Raw genomic sequence first — 20,216 nt, forward strand, 5'->3', positions numbered from 1 at the left:
TTTTCCTTTCCGAGGGGAGCGTTGCGGCCTCGTATCTGCGCGAGGGCCTTTCCTGGTATCCCGGATGAAAAGGAAAAAGTGCTACGGCAAGCGGAAAAAACTCGATGCGGTTTCTAGCCTGCCCGCGCGCGGACCGTCACCCAGTATCGCGTCACGCTGTCGATGCGCACTGGCAGGGCATGGGCCAGGGTCGACAAGGCCAGGTCCGTGTCGTCGAGCGGGTACACGCCGGAGACGACGAGGTCCTGCACCGCCGGGTCGCAGCGCAGCAGGCCGCTGCGATAGCGGCCCAATTCAGCCAGGAAGTCCCGCAAGCGCATGCGTTCGGCTACCAGCCGTCCATGTGTCCAGGCTGAATCCCCGGGCAGGGATGCCACCGGCGATTCCACCGCCGTCGCGGAGAACCATGCACGCTGTCCCGCTTCAAGTCGTACCGGGCTCGCAGCGGTCAGGCGCGGCTGGATCCGCACTGCGCCTTCGTCCACCGACGCCATCGATCTGCCGTCGGACAGCCGCACGGTGAACCGCGTGCCGATTGCCTGTACGGCCCCGTGCTGGGTATGCACGGTGAAAGGGCGGGAGGCAAGACCCTCGGCGCCGAGCGGGTCCGGCGCCGTCGCGATGAAGACCTCGCCGGCGCGCAGGAGCACGTCGCGCGCCTGCGTCGTGAACCGCAGGTCGATCGCGCTGTCGGTGTTGAGCACCAGGCGCGTGCCGTCGGGTAGCAGCAGGTCCCGCCGTTCGCCGCGGCCCGTCCGATGCTCGGCCAGCATGGATTGCACCGGTGCCGTGTTTCGCGCCGCGTAGGCGGCCACGCCTGCTGTCGCGAACAGGCCTACGGTCCGCAACAGGGTGCGGCGGGTGGAGGCGCTACGCGCGGCATCCGCCGCGCGTAGCGCCTCGCCTTCCACCGGTCCGGTCAGCGACCGGACGCGCTGGCCGGTGCGCTGTACCTGGCTCCAGGCCCGTGCATGGTCGGTGTCCTGCGCCAGCCAGCGGTCGAATGCGGCGCGCTCGCGCGGCGTGACTTCGCCCGACCAGAATGTCACCTGCCATTCCAGCGCGCGCTGCACCGCGGACTCCGGGACGCCGGAAGATTCCGGGGCCGGTGTAGCATGCGCGGCACTCACTGCTTGTTCCCACCTTCCGCGGCCAGCATCGCTGCGTGCAGGGATTGCGCCGACCGCAGCATGTACTTGCGCACCGTGGCGAAAGAAATGCCCAGGCTCTTGGCGATCTGGGAATACGTGAGTCCGTCGAGTTGCGACAGCAGGAACGTCTGGCGTACCTTGGCCGGCAGCGCGCCCAGTGCGCGGTCCACCAGCAGCAGTTCCTCGATGATCAGCGCCCGTTGTTCAGCCGAGGGGGCCTGCGCCTGAGGCCGGTGCGCCAGGGCCTCCAGATAGGCGGCTTCCACCAGGCGCCGGCGGTGGAGGTCGATCACCAGTCCTTTGGCGACCTGCGTCAGGTGGGCGCGCGATTGGTCGGCCTCCGGCGTTCTTCCCGTCAGCAGGATGCGCAGAAAGGTGTCATGCGCCAGGTCGGCCGCATCCCCCGCGTGGCCCACGCGCCGGCGCAGCCAGCCCTGCAGCCAGCCGTGGTGGTCGCTGTACAGGGTGTGGAACTTGACGGTGGTGTCGCCGGAGGGCATGTGGGGCCTGCGCGGGGTGGAGCATATTGATGCGAACGATTCTCATTATATGCGTTGACCTGATTATGGCAATAAAGATGGCTCGACATCCGGCCCCAGCATCCCATCCGCAATTCTCCGCGCGGTATTGACCGAGTCGGTCATGCCAAGATGACCGTGTCCCACGGCCAGCCAGAGACCTGGCTCGATGGCCGGGCCGATGACGGGCAGCGAATCGGGCATGCAGGGACGATGGCCCATCCAGTGTGTAGCCGTTGCGTTAGCCAGTCCGTCGAAGGTTTCGCGTACGATGCGTTCGAGCAGGCGCGCGCGGCGCATGTCCGGGGGACGGTCGAGGCCCGCGATCTCGACCGTGCCGCCTACCCGCAGTCCGTCCTCCATCGGGGCCAGGAATATCTTGCGGTCGGCCAGCACCACCGAGCGCGAGACCAGCCCGGCACAGCCCGAGAACTGTGCGTGATAGCCGCGCTGGCTCTCCAGCGGCAGCCGGATGCCGAGCGGCTCCAGCAGGCGCGTGGACCATGCGCCGGCGGCCACCACCACCCGGGAAAAATGTTCGCCACCTCGTCCGGAATTCAGCTCCCATCCGTCGCCGTCGCGCTTGAGCGCCCGCACCTCGTCGCGCCGTACCTCGCCGCCGCGCGCGGCGAACGCCCGCACGATGGCCTGGACATAGCGCAGCGGATTGAGGATGGTTCCGTCGTCGGGCAGGAATACGCCAACCGTGTAGCGCTTGCCCACATGCGGTTCCAGTTCCAGGATGCCGGGACGGTCGAGCAGCGTGAAGGGCAAGCCGTGCGAGGCGCGCAGCCGCCACGCGGCTTCGTCCTGGGCGTGGGCATGGCTGTCGGGATAGAGGTGAAGCTGGCCGCGCTGAAGGATGAGTTCCGGGACGCCGACTTCGCGGGCAAGGGCCTGGTGCGCCGCGACGGCGCCGGCGTGCAGGCGTGCCAGCGTGCGCGACGCTTCCGCGACCTTGGCGGCGCGGGCCGACGCCAGGAACCTGAGCAGCCAGGGCAGCGCTCGAGGCAGGTAGCCCAGGGGAAGGAATAGCGGGCTTTCGGGATCGCGCAGCATGCTGGGCAGCGAGGCCAGGATGCCGGGCATGGCCAGCGGGGCGACGGAACTCATGCTGATCGCGCCCAGGTTGCCGAAGCTGCAACCGCGGCCCGGCTCGTCACGGTCGATCAGCACGACGTCGGCGCCACGTCGGCGCAAGGCATGAGCGATACATGCGCCGACGATGCCCGCGCCTATCACGGCGATACGCTGTTCCGGGCCGGGCGATGGGGTTGCCGCTATCCGCATATCTCGCGGAATACGCGCATGTAGTTCGCGCCGACGATCTTGACGACGGTGGATTCGGCCATGCCCCGGCGCAGCATGGCGGCGGTCAGGTTGGGCCACTTGTCCCAGGTTTCCAGGTCCAGCGTCTGCGCGTTCGGATCGAAGCGGTCCTGCGGGCGCCAGCCCACCCAGTTGAAGCTGCCGCTCTCGGGCCGGATCATCGACGGCGTCCAGGCCAGTGCGTTGTAGTAGGGCTTGCCCCAGTCGGTACCGACGCCGACGTGATCCTCGCCCATTACATTGACCAGGTGCTGGAGGTGGTCGACGACGGTGTCGAGCGTGGCCCAGCTGCGCGGCTTGCCGTGTTTCTCGGCTCGGCCGTCGCCTTCGGCCGGCAGGATGAAGGCCGGCAGCACCACCACGCCGGCGTAGCCCCCGCCGTCGGCGATGCCCTTCAGTACGTCGTCGGGCAGGCCTCGGGGGTGGCCGCTGAGCGCGCGGGCGGCGGTGTGGGTGGCCACGATCGGCGCCCTGGACGCGGCCACCGCGTCGCGCGCGGTGTTCGCGCTGGCGTGCGAGAGATCGACCATCATGCGCCGCGCATTCATCCTCTCGACCAGCGCGGCGCCGAAGCGGCTCAGGCCGCCGTCGTTCGTCTCCAGGCAGCCGTCGGCGAAGCGGGTACGCAGGTTGTACGTGAGCTGCATGCTGCGCACGCCGAGTTCGTGCAGGACTTCCACCCGGCCGAGGTCGGCCCCGACGGGCTCGGCGTTCTGCAGGTTGTACATGACGGCGTGCCGGCCGTCGCGGTGCGCGGCCTCGAGTTGCGCGGCGTTGGTGGCCAGCGTCACCTGTCCACCCAGCGAGGCCATGAGCGTTTCGGCGCGCCGCGCGCTGGCGATCGTCGCATCCAGGGCAGTGTCGGGCGGACCGGATGCGTACAAGGTGTAGTTGCATGCCGTGACACCCGAGCGCCACCAGTACGAAAGATAGGTTTCGCGCGTTTCGGGATCCTGCGCGCACTGGGCGATGAGGTGTTCGGCCATGGCCTTCTTGATGGCGGGGCGCGAGCCGCCCTGGGCCTGCAAGGCCTTGCCGATCTCGATCATGGCGGGCGTCAGCGCCCATTCGTCGACGAAGCTGGGCGCGAGCGAGTCGATGACGATGTGCTCGGCGTGGATGCGGCGGGCGGTCTCTTCCGCTTGCGCCGCCGTGGGTGTCGGTCTGTTCATGGTTGCCCCGCGTGTCATTGCGGCTGGATGCCGGCCAGGGAGACCAGCTCTTTGAGCTTCGCGATGTCCTGCTTGATGATCGCCGCATACTCCTCCGGCGTGCCTCCCAGTGGGCGGGCGCCCGCCGCCTGCATCTGCCGGATCGTCTCGGGCGATTTCAGGATCGCGTTGATCTCGCGATTGAGCCGATCCACGACGTTGCGCGGAACGTTGGCCGTGGTGAGCACTCCCTGCCAGCTCCTGACCGCGTAGCCCGGCAGGCCCGTTTCGTCGCAGGTGGGGGCATCGGGCAGCAGCGCGCTGCGTCGGACGTCGCCCAGGCAGACCACCTTGAGGCTGCCGTTCCTCAGGTAAGGCAGGTAGGCGGTGACGGCGTCGATGGTGACCTTGACCTCGCCGGAAACGATGTCGCGTATGGCTTCGCCGGTGCCTTTGTAGGGCACGTGATTGACCTGGATGCCGGCCATGCTGGTGAACAGGACCTGCGCCATGTGGCTGGACGAGCCGATACCGGTCGAAGCCATGCTGACGCCGCCCGGGCTCGCCTTGGCGTAGGCGATGAACTCGGCGGCGCCGCGCACGGGCAGGGACGGATGGGCGATCAGCGCATTGAGCGTGGTGGTCACCGTGGTGATGGGCTGGAAATCGGCCACCGGATCGAAGGGCAGCGATTTGTAGAGCGCGGCATTGATGGCGTGGGCCGCCGAGGTGTAAAGAAGGGTATAGCCATCGGCGGAAGCCTTCGCCACGGCACTGGCCGCGATGCTGCCGCCCGCACCGGGACGGTTCTCCACCACGACCGACTGCCCGAGCCGCTCGGACAACTGCAGCGCGATCATGCGTGCGGACAGGTCGGTGGCGCCGCCCGCCGAGAACCCAACCAGCATGCGGATCGGCCGGCCGGGGTAGTCGTCGGCCGCGCCCGCGCGGGGCGCGAAGGCCAGCCCGCCCGCCAGGACGGCGGCCAACGGCGCCCCCAGAGAGAACTTCAAGCCCCACGCTGTTGCATGTTTCATGATTCTTCCCCCGGTTTCGAGCACTATCATTTCCGCGGATGCGCTACTGTCCCCAGCATACAGACGCCGAAATCCGCGATCCAATCCTGTTTTTCTCTGAACCCATAAAAATCGCCTATACCCGATTCCGCCATGTTCAAAGTGCGTCAGCTCGAGGCTTTCCACGCAGTGATGGTCGCGGGAACCGTGACGGGGGCCGCCGTGCGGCTCGGGTTGTCGCAGCCCGCCATCAGTACCCTGATCGCGGGGCTGGAGTCCGATCTCGGCTTCAGCCTGTTCGTGCGCGAAAAAAGCCGCCTGCAGCCCACCGAAGAGGCCAAGTATCTCCACGGCGCGGTGGTGGGCGCGCTTCAAGGGCTGGACGGCATAGCGCAGCTCGCGGCAGATATCCGCGATGCGAAGGCGGGCAGCTTGCGGATCGCGGCGCTTCCCATGCTGGCGCTCGAATTCCTGCCGCGCGTCGCCGCCCACTTCCTGCGGGACTACCCGGGCGTCAACGTCACCTTGCAGGCACGCAGCTCACCCACGGTCGTGACCCTGGTCACCACCCAGCAGTTCGACATCGGATTCTCGGAGACGGCGTATGACCCAGGATGGGTCGACGCCGAAAAGCTCCGCCTGCGCTGCGTCTGTGTCCTGCCCGCACAGCATCCGCTGGCGGGAAAGGATGTCATCCGTCCGGCCGACCTGAGCGGACTGCCCATCGTGACAGCGCCGCGCGACCACATCCGCACGCAGCGCCTGCAGGAGCTGTTCGCCGAAAATGGCGCCACCCTGTCCATCAAGGTCGAGACGCCGCTGTTCGCGTCGATGTGCGCGTTCGTGGCAGAAGGCGTGGGCTACAGCATTGTCGATCCCGTCACTGCCCACGATTTTTCAGGCCGGGGCCTGGTTGCGCGCCGGTTCGAGCCGGCGTTCTTCAATGACTTCGCGATGCTGTTTCCGGCGGGAAAACCCCGGTCGCTGGTCACGCAGGCGTTCGTGCGGCTGGTTGCCGAATTCCTGAAGGACTATGACTAGTGTCTTGTCCTGCGTCCGGCGGTTGTTGCTCAGCCGAGTAACCAAACCGACATATCCGCCTGTCACCATGCGCGGTCCGAGAATGCTTTCCAGTTCGTGCGGATGCGATCAATCTTTCCAATCTCCCTCGGGACGGGACGCAAAGGCCGGCCAGAATGCGTGCCATGGCTGCGGGGTTGATCGGTTCCGGACTGATGGCCTGGGGAGCATGCGGGTCCGATCCAGCCTCGGGCGCCGAGTCGCCACGCGTTTTCTCTCCTGAGGATTCGAGTTCCGCCCAGCCCGCGGCGGACCGGGCACAGGCTGTGTTCGAGTTCGACATTCCCGCGATGCCGCTGGCCGACGCGCTGCACCGCTATGCCTCGCTGACCCGCCGCGCCGCATTGGTTCGCAGCGAAACGGTTGCCGGCCGCAGGTCGTCGGCGGTGAAGGGGCGTTACACATCCGACGAAGGACTGGCGCGATTGCTGGCGGGAAGCGGTCTGGAGGCGGAAAGCATAGCGGACGGCCCCGCGGATGCATTCGTGCTGAAGCCCGTCCAGGGTCTGGCGTGGTCCATGGCGTCGGCGCTGAATCGTGCCGGCGACTATCCGGCCCGGGTCCAGGCGCGCTTGTGGGACGCCTTGTGCGATTCGCCCGCGACCATGCCTGGCGCGTATCGTGCCTTGCTGCGGTTCCGGATCGACGGCCAGGGGCGGGTAGGGGCGGTCCAACTGCTGGAATCGACGGGAGACGCGGTGCGCGACCGGGCGGTGCGCAGTGCGATCGGCCTGGTGCGGATGGAGATGCCGCCGCCGTCCGGCATGCCGCAGCCGTTGACCATGATCGTGCTGCCGAACGATCCCGGCGATCCGGCCGGCTGGCGGCACTGCGGAGCGCCCTGACCATGTCCCAGGGCGCGCAACCCATTCTGCTGGATTACCTGACCAAGCGTTACGGCGAACTGAAATTGCGGCTGGCGCGCGTACTGCGCAATGCCGATCTGGCCGGCGATGCGTTGCAGGACACCTGGCTGCGGTTGAACAGCGAGAAGTCCGGCGGCATCGGGTCGGTGCAGAGTCCGAGGGCGTATCTGATGCGCATGGCGGCCAACGCGGCGGTGGACATCCAGCGCCGGCATGGCCAGTCGTTGCCGCATGAGGAGGTCAGCGCCCTGCTGGAGCTGGCGGATCCGGCGCCCGGCCCGGCCGAACAGGCCGAGGCGCGCTCCGACCTTGCCGCCTTGGTCGCTATGTTGAACCGTCTGCCCAGCCGGCAGCGCGAAGTCATCGTGCTGGTGCGCCTGGAAGGCATGGCGCAGAAGGAAGTGGCCCGGCGCCTGGGCGTGTCGCTGCGAACCGTGGAGATGGATCTGAAGCGCGCGCACGAATATCTGGATGCCCGGATGACAAATGAAAAATAGTTGCGGTTATGGCGGTCGTCAAACCGTCATAGTCGATCCATGGGAAATCCGGCCGGCGCTGGCCAGGACGGCCGGCACCCACGACAAGTTCATGCGATGAGACGCTCGACATCTTTCGACAGCTCTTCGGCCTCGGCCGACGCGATCCAGCGGCAGGCGCGCCTGTGGCTGCGCACGCTCGCGTCGGGCGACGTCAAGCCCTGGGATGCCGAGGCGTTCAAGCGATGGCTGCATGCCAGCCCGGCTCACCAGCAGGCATTCCGGGATGTCCGGCGGCGGTGGGACGAACTGGGCCCCGGGGTGGCGGAGATGCTGCGAACCAATGCCCAGGCCGCGGTCTTTCACGAGCGCACACTGCGTGTCCCGAGGCACGGCCGACGCGCGTTCCTGGGGGCCGCCGCGGGGGTGGCCGCGGCAGCTTCGGTGGCGGTGCTTTATCCGCCGGCGGGGGTGTGGCCGCCCTTTGGCGCATGGGGGGCCGATTTCCACACCGCCGCCGGTGAGCAGCAGGCCCTGAGCCTTGCACATGTCAACGTCACACTCAATACCCAGACGCGCATCCGGCAACAGGGCGCGGGTACCGGCATGCATGGCATCGAGCTGCTGGCGGGCGAGGCCGCCATCGATTTCGACGGCGCGGGCCGGGCCTTCACCGTGATGGCCGGTGCCGGCCGCAGCACGGCGCAGACGGGAAGCTTCGAGGTGCGCAACCTGAAGGGGCGGGTCTGCGTGACCTGCATCGCCGGGCTGGTCCGTATCGAGCATCCGGCCGGCGGCGCCATGTTGCAAGCGCGGACGCAGGCCGTCTATGACGAGACATCCTTGAGCGGAGTGGCCGCGGTCGATCCGGGCAACGTGTCCGCATGGCGCAGGGGGGAGCTGGTCTTCAACCATACCCGGCTGGGCGACGTGCTGGACGAGATCAACCGCTATCGCCCAGGGAAGATCATGTTGCTGAACGATGCGGCCGCACAGCGTCCGGTAACGGGCCGTTTCGTGATCGCGGCGCTCGACTCGGCGCTTTCCCAGCTTCAACACAATTTCGATTTGCACGCCCGTTCGCTGCCCGGCGGATTGCTGATTCTCAGCTGATCGAAAAAACCTGCGGTTTTTCCAAACCACGTTCCGTCTTAGCGCATCGGATCCGGAAACGCACCGGCGGATGGTGCGGGATTCGCGCGGATACGGCCGGCGGCGATGCCGCCGGCATGGCAATGGCTCAACTATTGGCGGGATCGGTCATGGGTACACGGGGGCGCGGCGACATGGGACGTGGGATGACACGCAAGGAGTGGCGGCACTTCAAGCCGGCGCCCGTGGCGCGCGCCATCGCCATGGCGTTGGCGGCGGGCGGCATGGTGGGAAGCGTCCAGGCGCAGCAGGCCTTCAGCCCCGCATGGTTCGCCGCCAAGGGGGCGGCGCAGGCCAACGCCGCGACGACCGGCCGCCTGCCCAACGGCGCGCCGGCATCCAGCCTGGCCGGCATCAATGCGGCGCAACGCGCCAATGCGCAGCGCTCGTACGAGAACCTGAACCTGGCCGCCCGCGCGATCGCGGCACAGCAGGCCGTGCAGGCAGCGGCGCGCGAGGCCGCATGGGGCCGGGGCCCGGACCTCGTCGACGGCTTGGGAGAGGGCGGCCTGAAGGTGGACGGGAACAGCCTGACCGCCGGCTGGCTCAACGCCCAGGCTCCCGTGCAGACGCAGTCGGCAGGCAGGACCGAAGTGGTCATCGGCCAGACCGCCGAGAAGGCGATCCTGAATTGGGAGACGTTCAACGTCGGCCGGAACACCACGGTCAGGTTCGACCAGCGTGGAGGCGCCCAGGCCGACGGCTCCAACACCTGGATCGCGCTGAACCGAGTGAACGATCCCAGCGGCCGCCCCAGCCAGATCGCCGGCCGGATCCAGGCCGAAGGCTCGGTCTATATCGTCAACCGCAACGGCATCCTGTTCACCGGCACGAGCCAGGTGAATACCCGCTCCCTGGTGGCCAGCTCGCTGCGGCTGACCGACGAACAGTTCAAGCTGGGCATCAACAATCCCCGGCGGATGAGCAACGGGGGCAACGATTTCGCCATTCCCCAGTTCGGCGAGTTCACCACCGAGCAGCCTGTCATCTATGGGCAGTCGGGGTACCAGCCCGGAGACGGCACGACACCGGACAAGCTGGGAACCATCGACCGCTTCGTGCCGGGAGCCCCGCCCGGCGAGGTCGTCGTCGAGGCGGGCGCCACGCTGGCCACAGGGCAGGGCGGCAAGCTGATGCTGTTCGCGCCCAAGGTGCGCAACGCCGGCGCTCTGTCGGCGCCCGACGGCCAGGTCATCCTGGCGGCAGGAGAGAATGTGTTCCTGGCCACGCCGCGCCTGGACGACCCCGCGGGCGTGCGCGGCCTGGACGTCGCCGTGTCGGCCGTGCCCGGCTGGGCGTTCACCGGCGGACAGGTCGCGGGAGCGCTGGGCCTGTCGCCGGTCTATGGCGATGCGCAGTTCGTGGCCGGCCTGCGCGATGTGGTCTTTCCCGAGATGGCCCAGCGCGCCGCGCAGGTGGGCTACGAGGTGGTCAACACCGGCAGCATCCGGTCCGACCGCGGCAACATCACGCTGCAGGCGCGCGACGTGCGGCAGCTTGGCGCGCTGACCGCGACGACCGCGCTCAACAATCGCAGCGGCTCCATCCTGCTGCGTGCCTGGGGGCTCGGCACGCACATGTATGCGGACGGCATGAACGAACTGGTGAACTGGTCGGCCGGCACGCTGACGCTCGGGCCGTCCAGCGTGACACAAGTTCTGCCCGATACATCCGACATCGGCGAGATCGAAGCCTCCGCGCTTGCCACCCGCTACCAGCCAGGACGGGTGGACCTGTATGGGCAGTTGATCGATCTCAAGCCGCAAGCGGGCGTGCTGGTGCCGGCCGGCACCATCAACATCGAGTCGGCGGTCAATCCCCTGTTCACCCAGCAGCCCTGGTACAAACCCGGCAGCGTGGGCGATGCCAGCCGGATCTACATCGACAGCGACGCGTTCTTGAGCGTGGCCGGCGTGAGGGACGTGCTGGTGCCCATGGCACGCAATTTCGTCGAGGTCGAGCTGCGCATCAACGAGTTGCGCGACTCCCCATTGCTGCGCGACTCGTGGCTGCGGGGGTCGAAGCTCATCGTCGACCGTCGCGCCAACGGCATCTTTACGGACGGTCCGATGGCCGGCGTCAATTGGGTGCAGAAAGACAACGGCAGCGGCCAGGTGGGCTACGTGCCGGGCGAGTGGATAGGCACGCCCCTGGGCGACGTCGCCGGCTGGGTGGGCGTGGGCAAGACAGACCTGGCAGAGCTGTCGGCCGATGCGGGCACCATCACGATGCGGGCAGGCGGCTCGGTCATCACCCGCGGCGGTTCGATGCTGGACATCTCGGGTGGCTCGGTGCGGTACACGGACGGTGTCAACACGGCGACCAAGCTGCTGGGGGCGGACGGCAGGCTCTACACCATGGACCGTGCGCTGCCCGATATCGGGTATGTGGGCATCGCGGGCCAGTACGCATCGTCCAGCCCGCGCTGGGGAGTCAAGGAGACCTGGCGCAGTCCGGTCATCGGCGCCAATGCGATGGAAGGGGGGTACGTCGAAGGCCGCAACGCGGGATCGGTCCAGGTCTTCGCCGGCGATGCGATGGTGCTGGAAGGCGAGGTCTGGGGCGGTACGATCATCGGCGATCGGCAACAGTCGGGTGGCAACGGCGGGGGCAGGCTCGAACTCGGAGGCGGCTCGGTCGAGGACAAACCCTGGTCGCCCGGCAAGATCGTCGTCAGCAACGATCCGCTGCGGCTGGGCGCGGACTTCGTCTCGACTTCGGCCCTGGGTGACGAGTTCTACATGGCCGACCCGTCGAAATCGCGCAAGCTGACACACCTGCTGGCCGATGGGCTCAGCCGCTCGGGCCTGGGCGAGATCGCCCTCAACATCGTCCGCGGCGATTTCGTCCTGGCCGCGGATGCGGTGCTGGAACTGTCGCCAGGGGCATCGTTGTTCGTGTCGGGGGGCGAAGGATCGACCTCGGACATCTACATCGATGGCACGATCCGGGCGCCGGGCGGATCCCTCCGGCTGGACTCCTCCGCGGGCCGGCTGTTCCTGGGCGCGGACAGCCGGCTGGATGCCGGCGGACAATGGGTCAACCGGTGGCGCGACGGTGCGATGCCGTCCGCATGGGCCATCGATGCCGGTACCGTCGACCTGGGCGTGGGCGAGCTGGTGGCCGCGCCCGGCGCGATCATCGACGTGTCCGGAGGCGGGCGAGTGGAAAGCGGTTCGCGGGGCGAGCCGATACTGCGGGCCGGCAACGCGGGAAGCGTGCGTCTGGGCGGCCTGCGCGCGGGCATGGACCTGGAGGCCCTGGACCTGCGGGCCTACGCGCTTGGAAACGCCGGCAGCCTGGCTCTGATGACGACGGACTCGGTCACGATCGGCGCGGTGGAACGGGATGATGCGGCACTGCACGTGCCGGCTTCGCTGTTTGCCCAGGATGGCTTCGGAAACGTGTCCATCTCTGTCATGTCCGACGGCGGCGACATTGTCATTCCCGAAGGTGCCGATATCGTGCAGGCCGCCGTGGGGCTCGATCTGGCGCTGCTCGACTACCATCGGCTGGCGACGGGAGAGCGCCTGGCGGACCACCTGCCTGCCACCATGCCGCGTCTGGAGCAGCGTGTGGCGCGCGGCGCGTCGGGCTTGTCCCTGGGTACCCGCGGCGGCGACATCGTGGTGGGCCAGGGCGCGCGCGTGCGCACCGAGGTGGGCGGCTCGCTGGCGCTGGCGGCCGGGGTCAACGGCGGTACCGTGGTGGTGGCGGGCCGGCTGGAGGCGCCTTCCGGCCGTATCGACCTGGCCGGCACGCAGGTGACGCTGTCCGCCGGCGGCGAACTGCTCGCGCGCGGCACGCCGGTGATCTATCGCGACGCGCGCGGCTGGCGCCGGGGCGAGGTGCGCGACGGCGGCGCCATTTCCATCAACACCGCCAGGCTGGCCCTGGCCCGGGGAGGGCTGGTGGACGTTTCGGGCGCCTCGGGAAGCATCGACGAGCCGTCGTACGGTCCATGGGGACCGCGCGATCCGCAGGCCGTCACGCTGGACAGCAACGGCGGCTCGATCTCGATCTCGGGAACCGGGCTGGTCGAAAGCACGCTGCGCGGGCTGGCAGGCGGGCCTCGCGCCGCCGGGGGGCGGCTGCGCTTCGACATGCAGGCGGCGAGCGGGCCCGACGGTTCCGCGGCGGAAAGGCTGCGGCAGGCGATGCAATGGATGGATCCCGACTGCTATGGCCTGGCCGGCAATGGCGTGTGCGACTACAGCAACTGGCAGGAAGCGCTGGACTTCGACTGGAGCCCGTTGATCGGCGGGGCCGCGCCTTTCGTGATTCCGTCCGCCCTGCTGGCTCATCTGGAAGACCGCAAGGAACTGGTGCTGTCCGAAGGGCTGCCGGCTCCCGCGCTCGAATCCGAACCGCTCGATCCGGCGGCATTCGGCCTGAGCGATGCGGCGCTCGATTTCTTCCGCGACAGCCTGCTTTACTCGGACCTGTTGCGGGAAGTGTTGCAGAGTCCCGGCAAGATCCACGCGCTGACCGTGAGGCCGGGCGCGTTCGCCGCCGGAGGATTCGCGGACCTGGCCCTGGTCAATTCAGTGCAGGGAGCCATCAGGCTGGATGGCGTGGACGTGTCGGCGAACCGATCCATGGTCTTGAGCGGGCAACTGGTGGGACACGAAGGGACCTCGTCGTCGCTGCGTGCGCCGCACATCGCCCTGAGCGCGATGGCCACGCCGGGCGGTTCCGCGCCGGTTGCGCAAGGCGGCGCGGGCCGGCTGGCGCTGAATGCGGAGCTGATCGATGTCGTGGCCGATGCCGCCGCGCTGGCGGCCGGCGGCGGCCGGGCCCGGATCACGGGATTCGGCGAGACCCGCTTCCGGGCCGGAGAGATCCGCCTGGGAAGCGCATTGCCGGAACAAATGACCGGTAACGAGGCGCTGCGGGTAGACCTGGACGTAGACGGCGACCTGGTGCTGGAGGCAGGCCAGGTCTATCCCGGCACGGCGATGACCGCCACGCTGCGCGCCGGCAACGCCATCCGGGTCGAGCGCCTGGGCGGCGACCTTCCGGTGCCGCTTTCGGCGGGCGGCACGCTACGTATCGAGGCTCCGGTCATCCAGCAGGACGGCGTGCTGCGCGCGCCATTGGGAACCATCGAGCTGGTTGCCGGCCAGCGTCTCGTCCTGGGCGCGGGCAGCCTGACCTCGGTCGCCGGGGCCGGTATCGCCGTTCCGTACGGAACCTTGTCTAACGACGAGCAGTGGCGGGACCCGACCAAAGCCGATGACGGGTCCAGCACATCGCAGGCCATGCTGGCCGTGCCGCCCGAAAAACGCATTTCGCTGCAGGCGCCCGACGTGGCGGTGGGCGCCGGGGCGGTGGTCGACATTTCCGGCGGCGGCGATCTGTATGCGTGGGAACACGTGCCCGGCCCGGGCGGATCGCACGACGTGCTGGCCATGCCCGGGATGTATGCGATCGTGCCCGATGCGCCGGGAGCGGCGCCATTCAGCGACCTGCCTGCGGGCGAGCGCGTATGGCTGGCCGGCGGGCCCGGCCTGGCGTCGGGCTGGTACACCCTTTTGCCGGCAAGGTACGCCCTGCTGCCTGGCGCCTTCGCGGTGCAGGCGACGGGTAGGTCGTGGTCCGGTCCGGACCGGCCAGGCTTCGAAACGCCTGACGGCAGCCTCGTCATGCAGGGGCGGCGGGGCAACGCGTATGACGGTTTCGAGCCCGTGACGGCGGCGGTCTGGCGAGTTCTGCCGGGCAGTACGGTGCGGCGCTACACGGAATACAACGAAGCGTTCGCCAACGAGTTCTTCTCGTCCGATGCCTTCAAGCTGACGCAGTACCGATTGACCGGCCAGGACATCGTGACGCCCCGCCTGCCCCGCGACGGCGGCGCCGTGGTGTTCAATGCCGGACAGACCCTGCTGCTGGACGGTTCCCTGCGCTCCGCGCCCGCCGGCGAAGGCCGTGGCGGGCTCGTGGACATCGCCGGAGAAAAGATCGCCATTCTTGGCAAGGGGCAGGACGCCGCGGCGCTGCGGGGCGAAGGCTATCTCGTCATCGACGCCGCAAGCCTGTCGACGTTCGGCGCCGGCAGCCTGCTCATAGGCGGCCGCCGCCAGGGCGCCCCGCAGGGCCTCATGTTGGATGTCACGGCCAGCGACATCATCGTCCGCAACGATGCCGGGTCGGCGCTGTATGGTCCGGAGATCATCCTGGCCGCGAGCGATCGCGTCGCCGTCGATGGGGGCAGCGTGATCCATGCCCGCGGCGACGCCGCCCGAGGCACCGGGGATCTGGTCGTCCAGCCGCAGCGGCAAGCGGTCTACACGGATCCCGACGGCAATCTCGACGATAACTGGGATGGCGTGATCAACGAACTCGATGCCGCGGATGACGTGCTGACGAGTCCCGCGGCCGATTGGGGGGCCCTGATCAGGGTCGCGAATGGCGATGCGCTCAAGGTCATTCGCCAGAATGTGGATACGACGCGAGGCGGGCTGGCCGTGGTGGGGGCGGGCGCGGTCCTGGAAGGCGGCGCGTCGCTGCTGATCGATGCGACACGCACGACCGAGCTGGCTGCAGGCGCACGAATTTCCGCCGACGATCTGTCGGTGGCGGCGGGGCGCATAGGCTTTGGCGGCGGGTCGGGCATGGTGCTCGATACGGCAACGCTCGGCCAATTGTCGGACTCCCGTCACCTGACCTTGCGCAGCTATTCCAGCTTCGATTTCCATTCGTCGCTGGACCTGGGCAAGGCCGGCGTGTCTTCGCTGACCTTCGACGGCGCATCGTTCGCCGGCCACGGCGACCATGACATCACGGTAAGAGGAGGCACGATCGTCCTGGCCAACAGCGGCGGCCATGCGGGAGAGGCGGGCGCCGGCCGCGGGCATCTCGTCCTGGACGCCGACACGCTGGTGCTGGGAGAAGGGTCGAAGCGGTTCAGCGGCTTCGACGGCATGACCTTCGCCGGCCGCACGCAGATCGTGGCGGAAGGGACGGGCGGCGTCGATGCCGGGCGGGCTGCCCTGACGCTGGCGACTCCGCTGGTGACCGGCCGTGGCGGCGCCGCGCAGCATCTGGCGACCACGGGCCGCCTGGCGATCGAAGCCTCGGACGGCAACGCTTCCGGCCTTGCTCCGCAGGACAGCCTGGGCGCCCGGCTTTCGTTCACGGGCGCAAGCATCGACGTGAACGGACATGTCGCCGCGCTAGGCGGTGCCGTGGAAATGGTGGCCACCCATGGCGACCTGGTCGTGGCGGAAGGGGCGCGCATCGATGTCGGCGGTTTTGCCAAGGCGTTCTACGACGTGGCCGAGTTCGCGGATGCAGGCCGCATTGCCTTGTCGGCCGTGGGCGGCAACGTCGATCTGCGGGCGGGCAGCAGCCTGAATCTCGCGGCGGACGCGCGTGGCGGCAACGCCGGGACCTTGACGCTTGCCGCGGCCGGCGGCGGCAACGTCATGCTGGACGGCGCGATCGCGGCGCATGCGGGCGAGGGCGGACAGGCCGGCAAGGTCGCGCTGGACATCGAGACGCTGCCTGCCTTCGGGGCACTCAACGTGCGATTGAATGAAGCGGGCTTCAACCATACCCGCGAGTTCCGGGTCCGCAAGGGAGATGTCCTGCTCGACGGCACGACCATCGTCGAACATTTCCTGTTGACCGCCGACGCCGGCACCGTGGACATCGCCGGTACCGTCGATGCGCGAGCCGGCTACGGCGGATCCATCCGTGTCATCGGCGGCGACGGCGTGAGCATGCGCGACAGCGCCCGCCTCCTGGCAGGCGCCACGGGCGAGCTGGGCAGCGGCCGTGTGACGATCGAGGCGACGGGCGGCGAACTGGCCCTGGCCGGCGGCGTCATCGACGTGGGCGGCGCGGAGGGCGGCAAGGTGCGCCTGCGGGCCGGACAAACCGTTGATCATGCGGACGTCCGGGTCGGCCGGCTGGACGTGGCCGTGGCCGGCGCGCGGTCGACCGTGCTGGAGGGCGTGGCCGTCTACGACAGCGGTTCGGTCGACGCGGTCAAGGCGGCGGCGATAGAGGATGCCGGGACGTTCATGGCGAATGCCGGCACCATCGCCGCCAGGCTGGGCGGCGATGGCATCACGCTCGCCCCGGGTATCGAGATACGCAGCGCGGCCGACCTGGCACTCGAAAGCGACTGGAACCTGCTGACCGATTTCGCCGCGTCCAGGGAAGGAACGCTTACGCTGCGCGCGGGTGGCGACCTCGTCGTGGGAGGGCACCTGAGCGATGGGTTCGACCGTGCGGATCGTGGCGGCGTCCTGCGGGATACTGCTTCATGGAACTTGAGGCTTGTCGCCGGCGCCGACCTGGCGGCGGCCGATGCGCTGGCGCTGCGTCCGCTGGCGGCGCAGGCCGACGGCAAGGGATCCGTGCGCGTCGGCACCGCAGGCACGGGAAAGGACGGCGACGAGGGGGCCGGCAAGCTCGTACGCACGGGCACGGGAGATATCGAGGTGCGTGCCGGCCGCGATCTGGTGCTGGCCCACAAGGAGTCGGTGATCTACACCGCGGGCCGACGGGACACGACGACGTGGAGCGATTTCACGACGGCCAATCCGGCGGCGGTGTACGGCGTACAGGGAGGCCACCTGGACATCCAGGCGGGCGGAAGCATCCAGGCCAGCCATTCCGGCCAGCGGTTCGTCGAGTGGCTGAACCGGCAGGGCAACGTCGGCGAAGGCATGTATTTCGGCGAATACAACAGCGGCGAGTACGGAGTTCGTCCCGACGGATCGTATGGCTACATCTATCTGCCGCCGGAACAGTCCAGCTGGTGGATCAACTACGGCGCCTTCCAGCAGGGAGTCGGGGCGCTGGGCGGCGGCAACGTGAAGGTCTCCGCCGGCGGCGATCTGGACAACCTGGTCGTCGTCCTGCCCACGACCATGCGCATGCGCGGCGGGCGGACGGCCGACGAGGCCCGCACCATGGAAGTCCGCAACGGCGGATCGATGGAGGTGGAAGCAGCCGGCGCGATCCGCGGCGGCCAGTACTACGTGGCGCGAGGCTCGGGCCAGTTGCGCGCTGGCGAGACCGCCAGCGGCCACAATGTGGTCGTTACCCGCAACCAGGGAGAAATCGACGAGCGGATCACGGTGCTGCCCGTCGCGCCCGTGCTGGCGCTGGGCGATGCGACGCTGCGCCTTGCCACCGCCGGGGACCTGCGCGTGCAGTCCGTGATCGACCCGCTGCTGATCCGCTACGGCGATGACGGCACGGGTTTCCTGCCGCGGCTCGACCACGGTTCCTACATGAGCGGCTATACCGGACGCAGCGCGTTGAGCCTGGTTTCCACGGGCGGCAATGTCACGCTGGTGAACCAGGCCGAGTTCGCGTTCCGCGACGTGTCCCTGCGCAGCAATACCACCGGCCAGGACCGGCTCGTCGGCCTGGGCGGCAATCTTTATCCCGCCCTGACCCGCGTCGTCGCGCTCAACGGCAATGTGGAGAACCAGGGACCGATGTTCGTGATGCCCGGCGCGGGCATGGACTTGAACGTGATCGCCGACGGCGATGTGCGTTTCGATGTCCAGAATTTCAAGGTGATCGACGATGCCACGCGCTCGGCGCCCTACGCGCGCATCGTCATGGCCAGGGCGATTCCCGGGATGATGCCTTCGCCCGATATGCCCGCGGGCGGGGGCGGCAATCCGTTCCAGGCCGATCTGATGGCGTTGATGCAGAATGCCATCAGCCCGTATTCCAGCTTGCATGCCTACTACAAGGGGCTCGCCAACCCCGACGTATTGCCGCTGGCGGACGATCATGAGCCCAGCCGCATCTATGCCGCGCGGGGGTCGATCGTCGGGCTCGACCTGGCCGCCAGCGAGCAGATGAGGATACGCGCCGGCACGGACGTGAGGGGTTTGCTGGTCGATGCGCGCAACGTGCGGGCGAGCGACATCACGCTGATCGATGCCGGCAACGATATCCTGGCGATGAGGCCGGTGCGCGACCGGTGGGGGCTGAACAACGGGACAGGCCGGATCGTGGTGCAGGGGCCGGGCGCGCTGGTCCTGGCGGCGGGCCGCGACGTATATGCGGACAACCTGACGGTCGAGACCGTGGGCAATCGCCAGTTCGATCCGGCCACGAATCGGCCCATCCCCGGTACCGACGTCAACGGCCTGCCGGCGACCGGAGCGGCGATCACCGTGATGGCCGGGCTCGACAAGGCGCCGGGCTACGACGCGTTCGCGGCCGCCTATCTGGACCCGGCGAACGTCGCGGCCATGCCCGATTACCTGAAAGCCGCCGGCGACGGGGGCGCCGTGCTGCCGGTCTACCTGACCGACGGAATCGAGGTCCGGCCCGGCGGGGAGGAGAAAGTGGTGCGGCGCGGCCTCGTTTCCTACATGCGGGACATGACCGGCCAGACGCTGGCCCCGCTCGACGCGTGGAAGCGCTTTCAGGATCTGCCGCGACTGGCTCGCGAACAATTCCTGCGGCAGGTGTACCTGCTCGAGCTGCGCGAGGCCGGGCGCGACCAGAACGAACCCGGCATCGGCGGATTGCCGCGCAATGGCGGCTACAACCGCGGCCATGCGGCCATCGAGACGTTGTTCCCTGGCGACGGCTGGCGGGGCAGCGTGGCGGCCAATACCATGATGCTGCGTACCATGGCGGGTGGCGACGTGAGCGTGCTGACGCCGGGGGGCGGGCTGCAGGTGGCGGCGCTGGGCGCTACGGTCGCGCCAGGCTATGGCCTGGTCACGCTGGATTCCGGCCATATCGACATCTTCGCCAGGAATGACGTCGTGGTGAACCGCTCCCGTATCCTGGCGTTCGTGCCCGAAGCCAGGCGCGAGGGCAGCGACATGATCATCTGGTCCACCGAAGGCGATATCGATGCCGGGCGCGGCGCCAAGACGCTGCGCGTGCCATCGGCGCCGGAGGTGCTGACCGACATCGACGGCTTTACGACGATGCGCGAGCGCTCGGACATGAGCGGCAGCGGCATCGGTACCGTGGGCGACGGCGACCTGGACCTGATCGCGCCGGAAGGGACCGTCAACGCGGGCGATGCCGGCGTGCGGGTGGCCGGCAATCTGAACATTGCGGCCCTGCACGTGCTCAACGCCGAGAACATCCAGGTCAAGGGGCAGAGCAAGGGCCTGCCGCAGGTGGCGGCCGTCAACGTCGGCGCCCTGACCAATGCCAGCGCGGCGGCATCGCAGGCCGTCGCCGCCGCGCAGGACGTGGTGCAGCGCGAGCGCGTCGCGGCCAGGCAAAACCTGCCATCCGTCTTTACCGTTCGGGTACTTGGCTTCGGCGGCGAGCCGGCCAGCGAGAGCCGCGGCGAAGGCCGCGAGGCGCGATCCGGGCCCCAGGCGCAGGCTGGCGGGGACCGGCGGTACGATCCGGGGCATCTGATCCAGCTGGTCGGGCTGGGGCACAACATCGACCCGCGCCTGGCTGCCCGCCTGACGGAAAGCGAAAGACGGCAATTGGAGCGCAACCGCTGAGCGTGGAGACTGGTC

10 protein-coding genes are annotated in these 20,216 nt (G+C 68.7%); 5 read left to right on the top strand and 5 right to left on the bottom strand.

What is annotated here, in order from left to right:
• Positions 1–113 precede the first annotated feature (113 nt).
• The 5 genes from CDO46_RS00910 to CDO46_RS00930 all read right to left on the bottom strand — a co-directional run bounded on the left by CDO46_RS00910 (position 114) and on the right by CDO46_RS00930 (position 5,186).
• The gene (locus tag CDO46_RS00910) at positions 114–1,130 is read right to left on the bottom strand and encodes a FecR domain-containing protein (RefSeq protein ID WP_087836696.1); all 1,017 of its coding nucleotides are present in this window, start codon (positions 1,128–1,130) and stop codon (positions 114–116) included.
• Positions 1,127–1,651: a sigma-70 family RNA polymerase sigma factor gene (locus tag CDO46_RS00915; RefSeq protein WP_087836697.1), complete on the bottom strand. Its 525-nt coding sequence runs from the start codon at positions 1,649–1,651 to the stop codon at positions 1,127–1,129. The genes CDO46_RS00910 and CDO46_RS00915 overlap by 4 nt, the downstream gene beginning before the upstream one ends.
• Positions 1,652–1,714: 63 nt before the next feature.
• Positions 1,715–2,959 (bottom strand): FAD-binding oxidoreductase, encoded by a 1,245-nt coding sequence (locus CDO46_RS00920; RefSeq protein WP_087836698.1) that lies wholly within the window; start codon positions 2,957–2,959, stop codon positions 1,715–1,717.
• The gene (locus tag CDO46_RS00925; protein WP_176400622.1) at positions 2,950–4,170 is read right to left on the bottom strand and encodes a dipeptidase; all 1,221 of its coding nucleotides are present in this window, start codon (positions 4,168–4,170) and stop codon (positions 2,950–2,952) included. Before CDO46_RS00925 ends, CDO46_RS00920 begins: the two co-directional genes overlap by 10 nt.
• 14 nt (positions 4,171–4,184) lie before the next feature.
• Entirely contained in the window at positions 4,185–5,186 is a 1,002-nt protein-coding gene (locus CDO46_RS00930; RefSeq protein WP_165963303.1) for a tripartite tricarboxylate transporter substrate binding protein, read from the bottom strand.
• Positions 5,187–5,318: 132 nt separating this feature from the next.
• Here CDO46_RS00930 and CDO46_RS00935 point away from each other — a divergent pair, with 132 nt between their 5' ends.
• The 5 genes from CDO46_RS00935 to CDO46_RS00955 all read left to right on the top strand — a co-directional run bounded on the left by CDO46_RS00935 (position 5,319) and on the right by CDO46_RS00955 (position 20,201).
• On the top strand, positions 5,319–6,206 hold the full coding sequence (locus tag CDO46_RS00935) for a LysR substrate-binding domain-containing protein (protein ID WP_087836701.1): 888 nt from the start codon (positions 5,319–5,321) through the stop codon (positions 6,204–6,206).
• A gap of 305 nt (positions 6,207–6,511) precedes the next feature.
• Positions 6,512–7,090 (top strand): TonB family protein, encoded by a 579-nt coding sequence (locus CDO46_RS00940; RefSeq protein WP_176400623.1) that lies wholly within the window; start codon positions 6,512–6,514, stop codon positions 7,088–7,090.
• 2 nt (positions 7,091–7,092) lie between these two features.
• A complete protein-coding gene (locus tag CDO46_RS00945; RefSeq protein ID WP_087836703.1) occupies positions 7,093–7,608 on the top strand; it encodes an RNA polymerase sigma factor in 516 nt (171 codons plus the stop codon).
• 96 nt (positions 7,609–7,704) lie between these two features.
• The gene (locus tag CDO46_RS00950; protein WP_176400624.1) at positions 7,705–8,700 is read left to right on the top strand and encodes a DUF4880 domain-containing protein; all 996 of its coding nucleotides are present in this window, start codon (positions 7,705–7,707) and stop codon (positions 8,698–8,700) included.
• A 185-nt stretch (positions 8,701–8,885) separates the two neighbouring features.
• The gene (locus CDO46_RS00955) at positions 8,886–20,201 is read left to right on the top strand and encodes a filamentous hemagglutinin family protein (RefSeq protein WP_140416814.1); all 11,316 of its coding nucleotides are present in this window, start codon (positions 8,886–8,888) and stop codon (positions 20,199–20,201) included.
• Positions 20,202–20,216 lie beyond the last annotated feature (15 nt).

This window comes from Pigmentiphaga sp. NML030171 (assembly GCF_002188635.1).
Taxonomy (GTDB): domain Bacteria; phylum Pseudomonadota; class Gammaproteobacteria; order Burkholderiales; family Burkholderiaceae_B; genus Pigmentiphaga; species Pigmentiphaga daeguensis.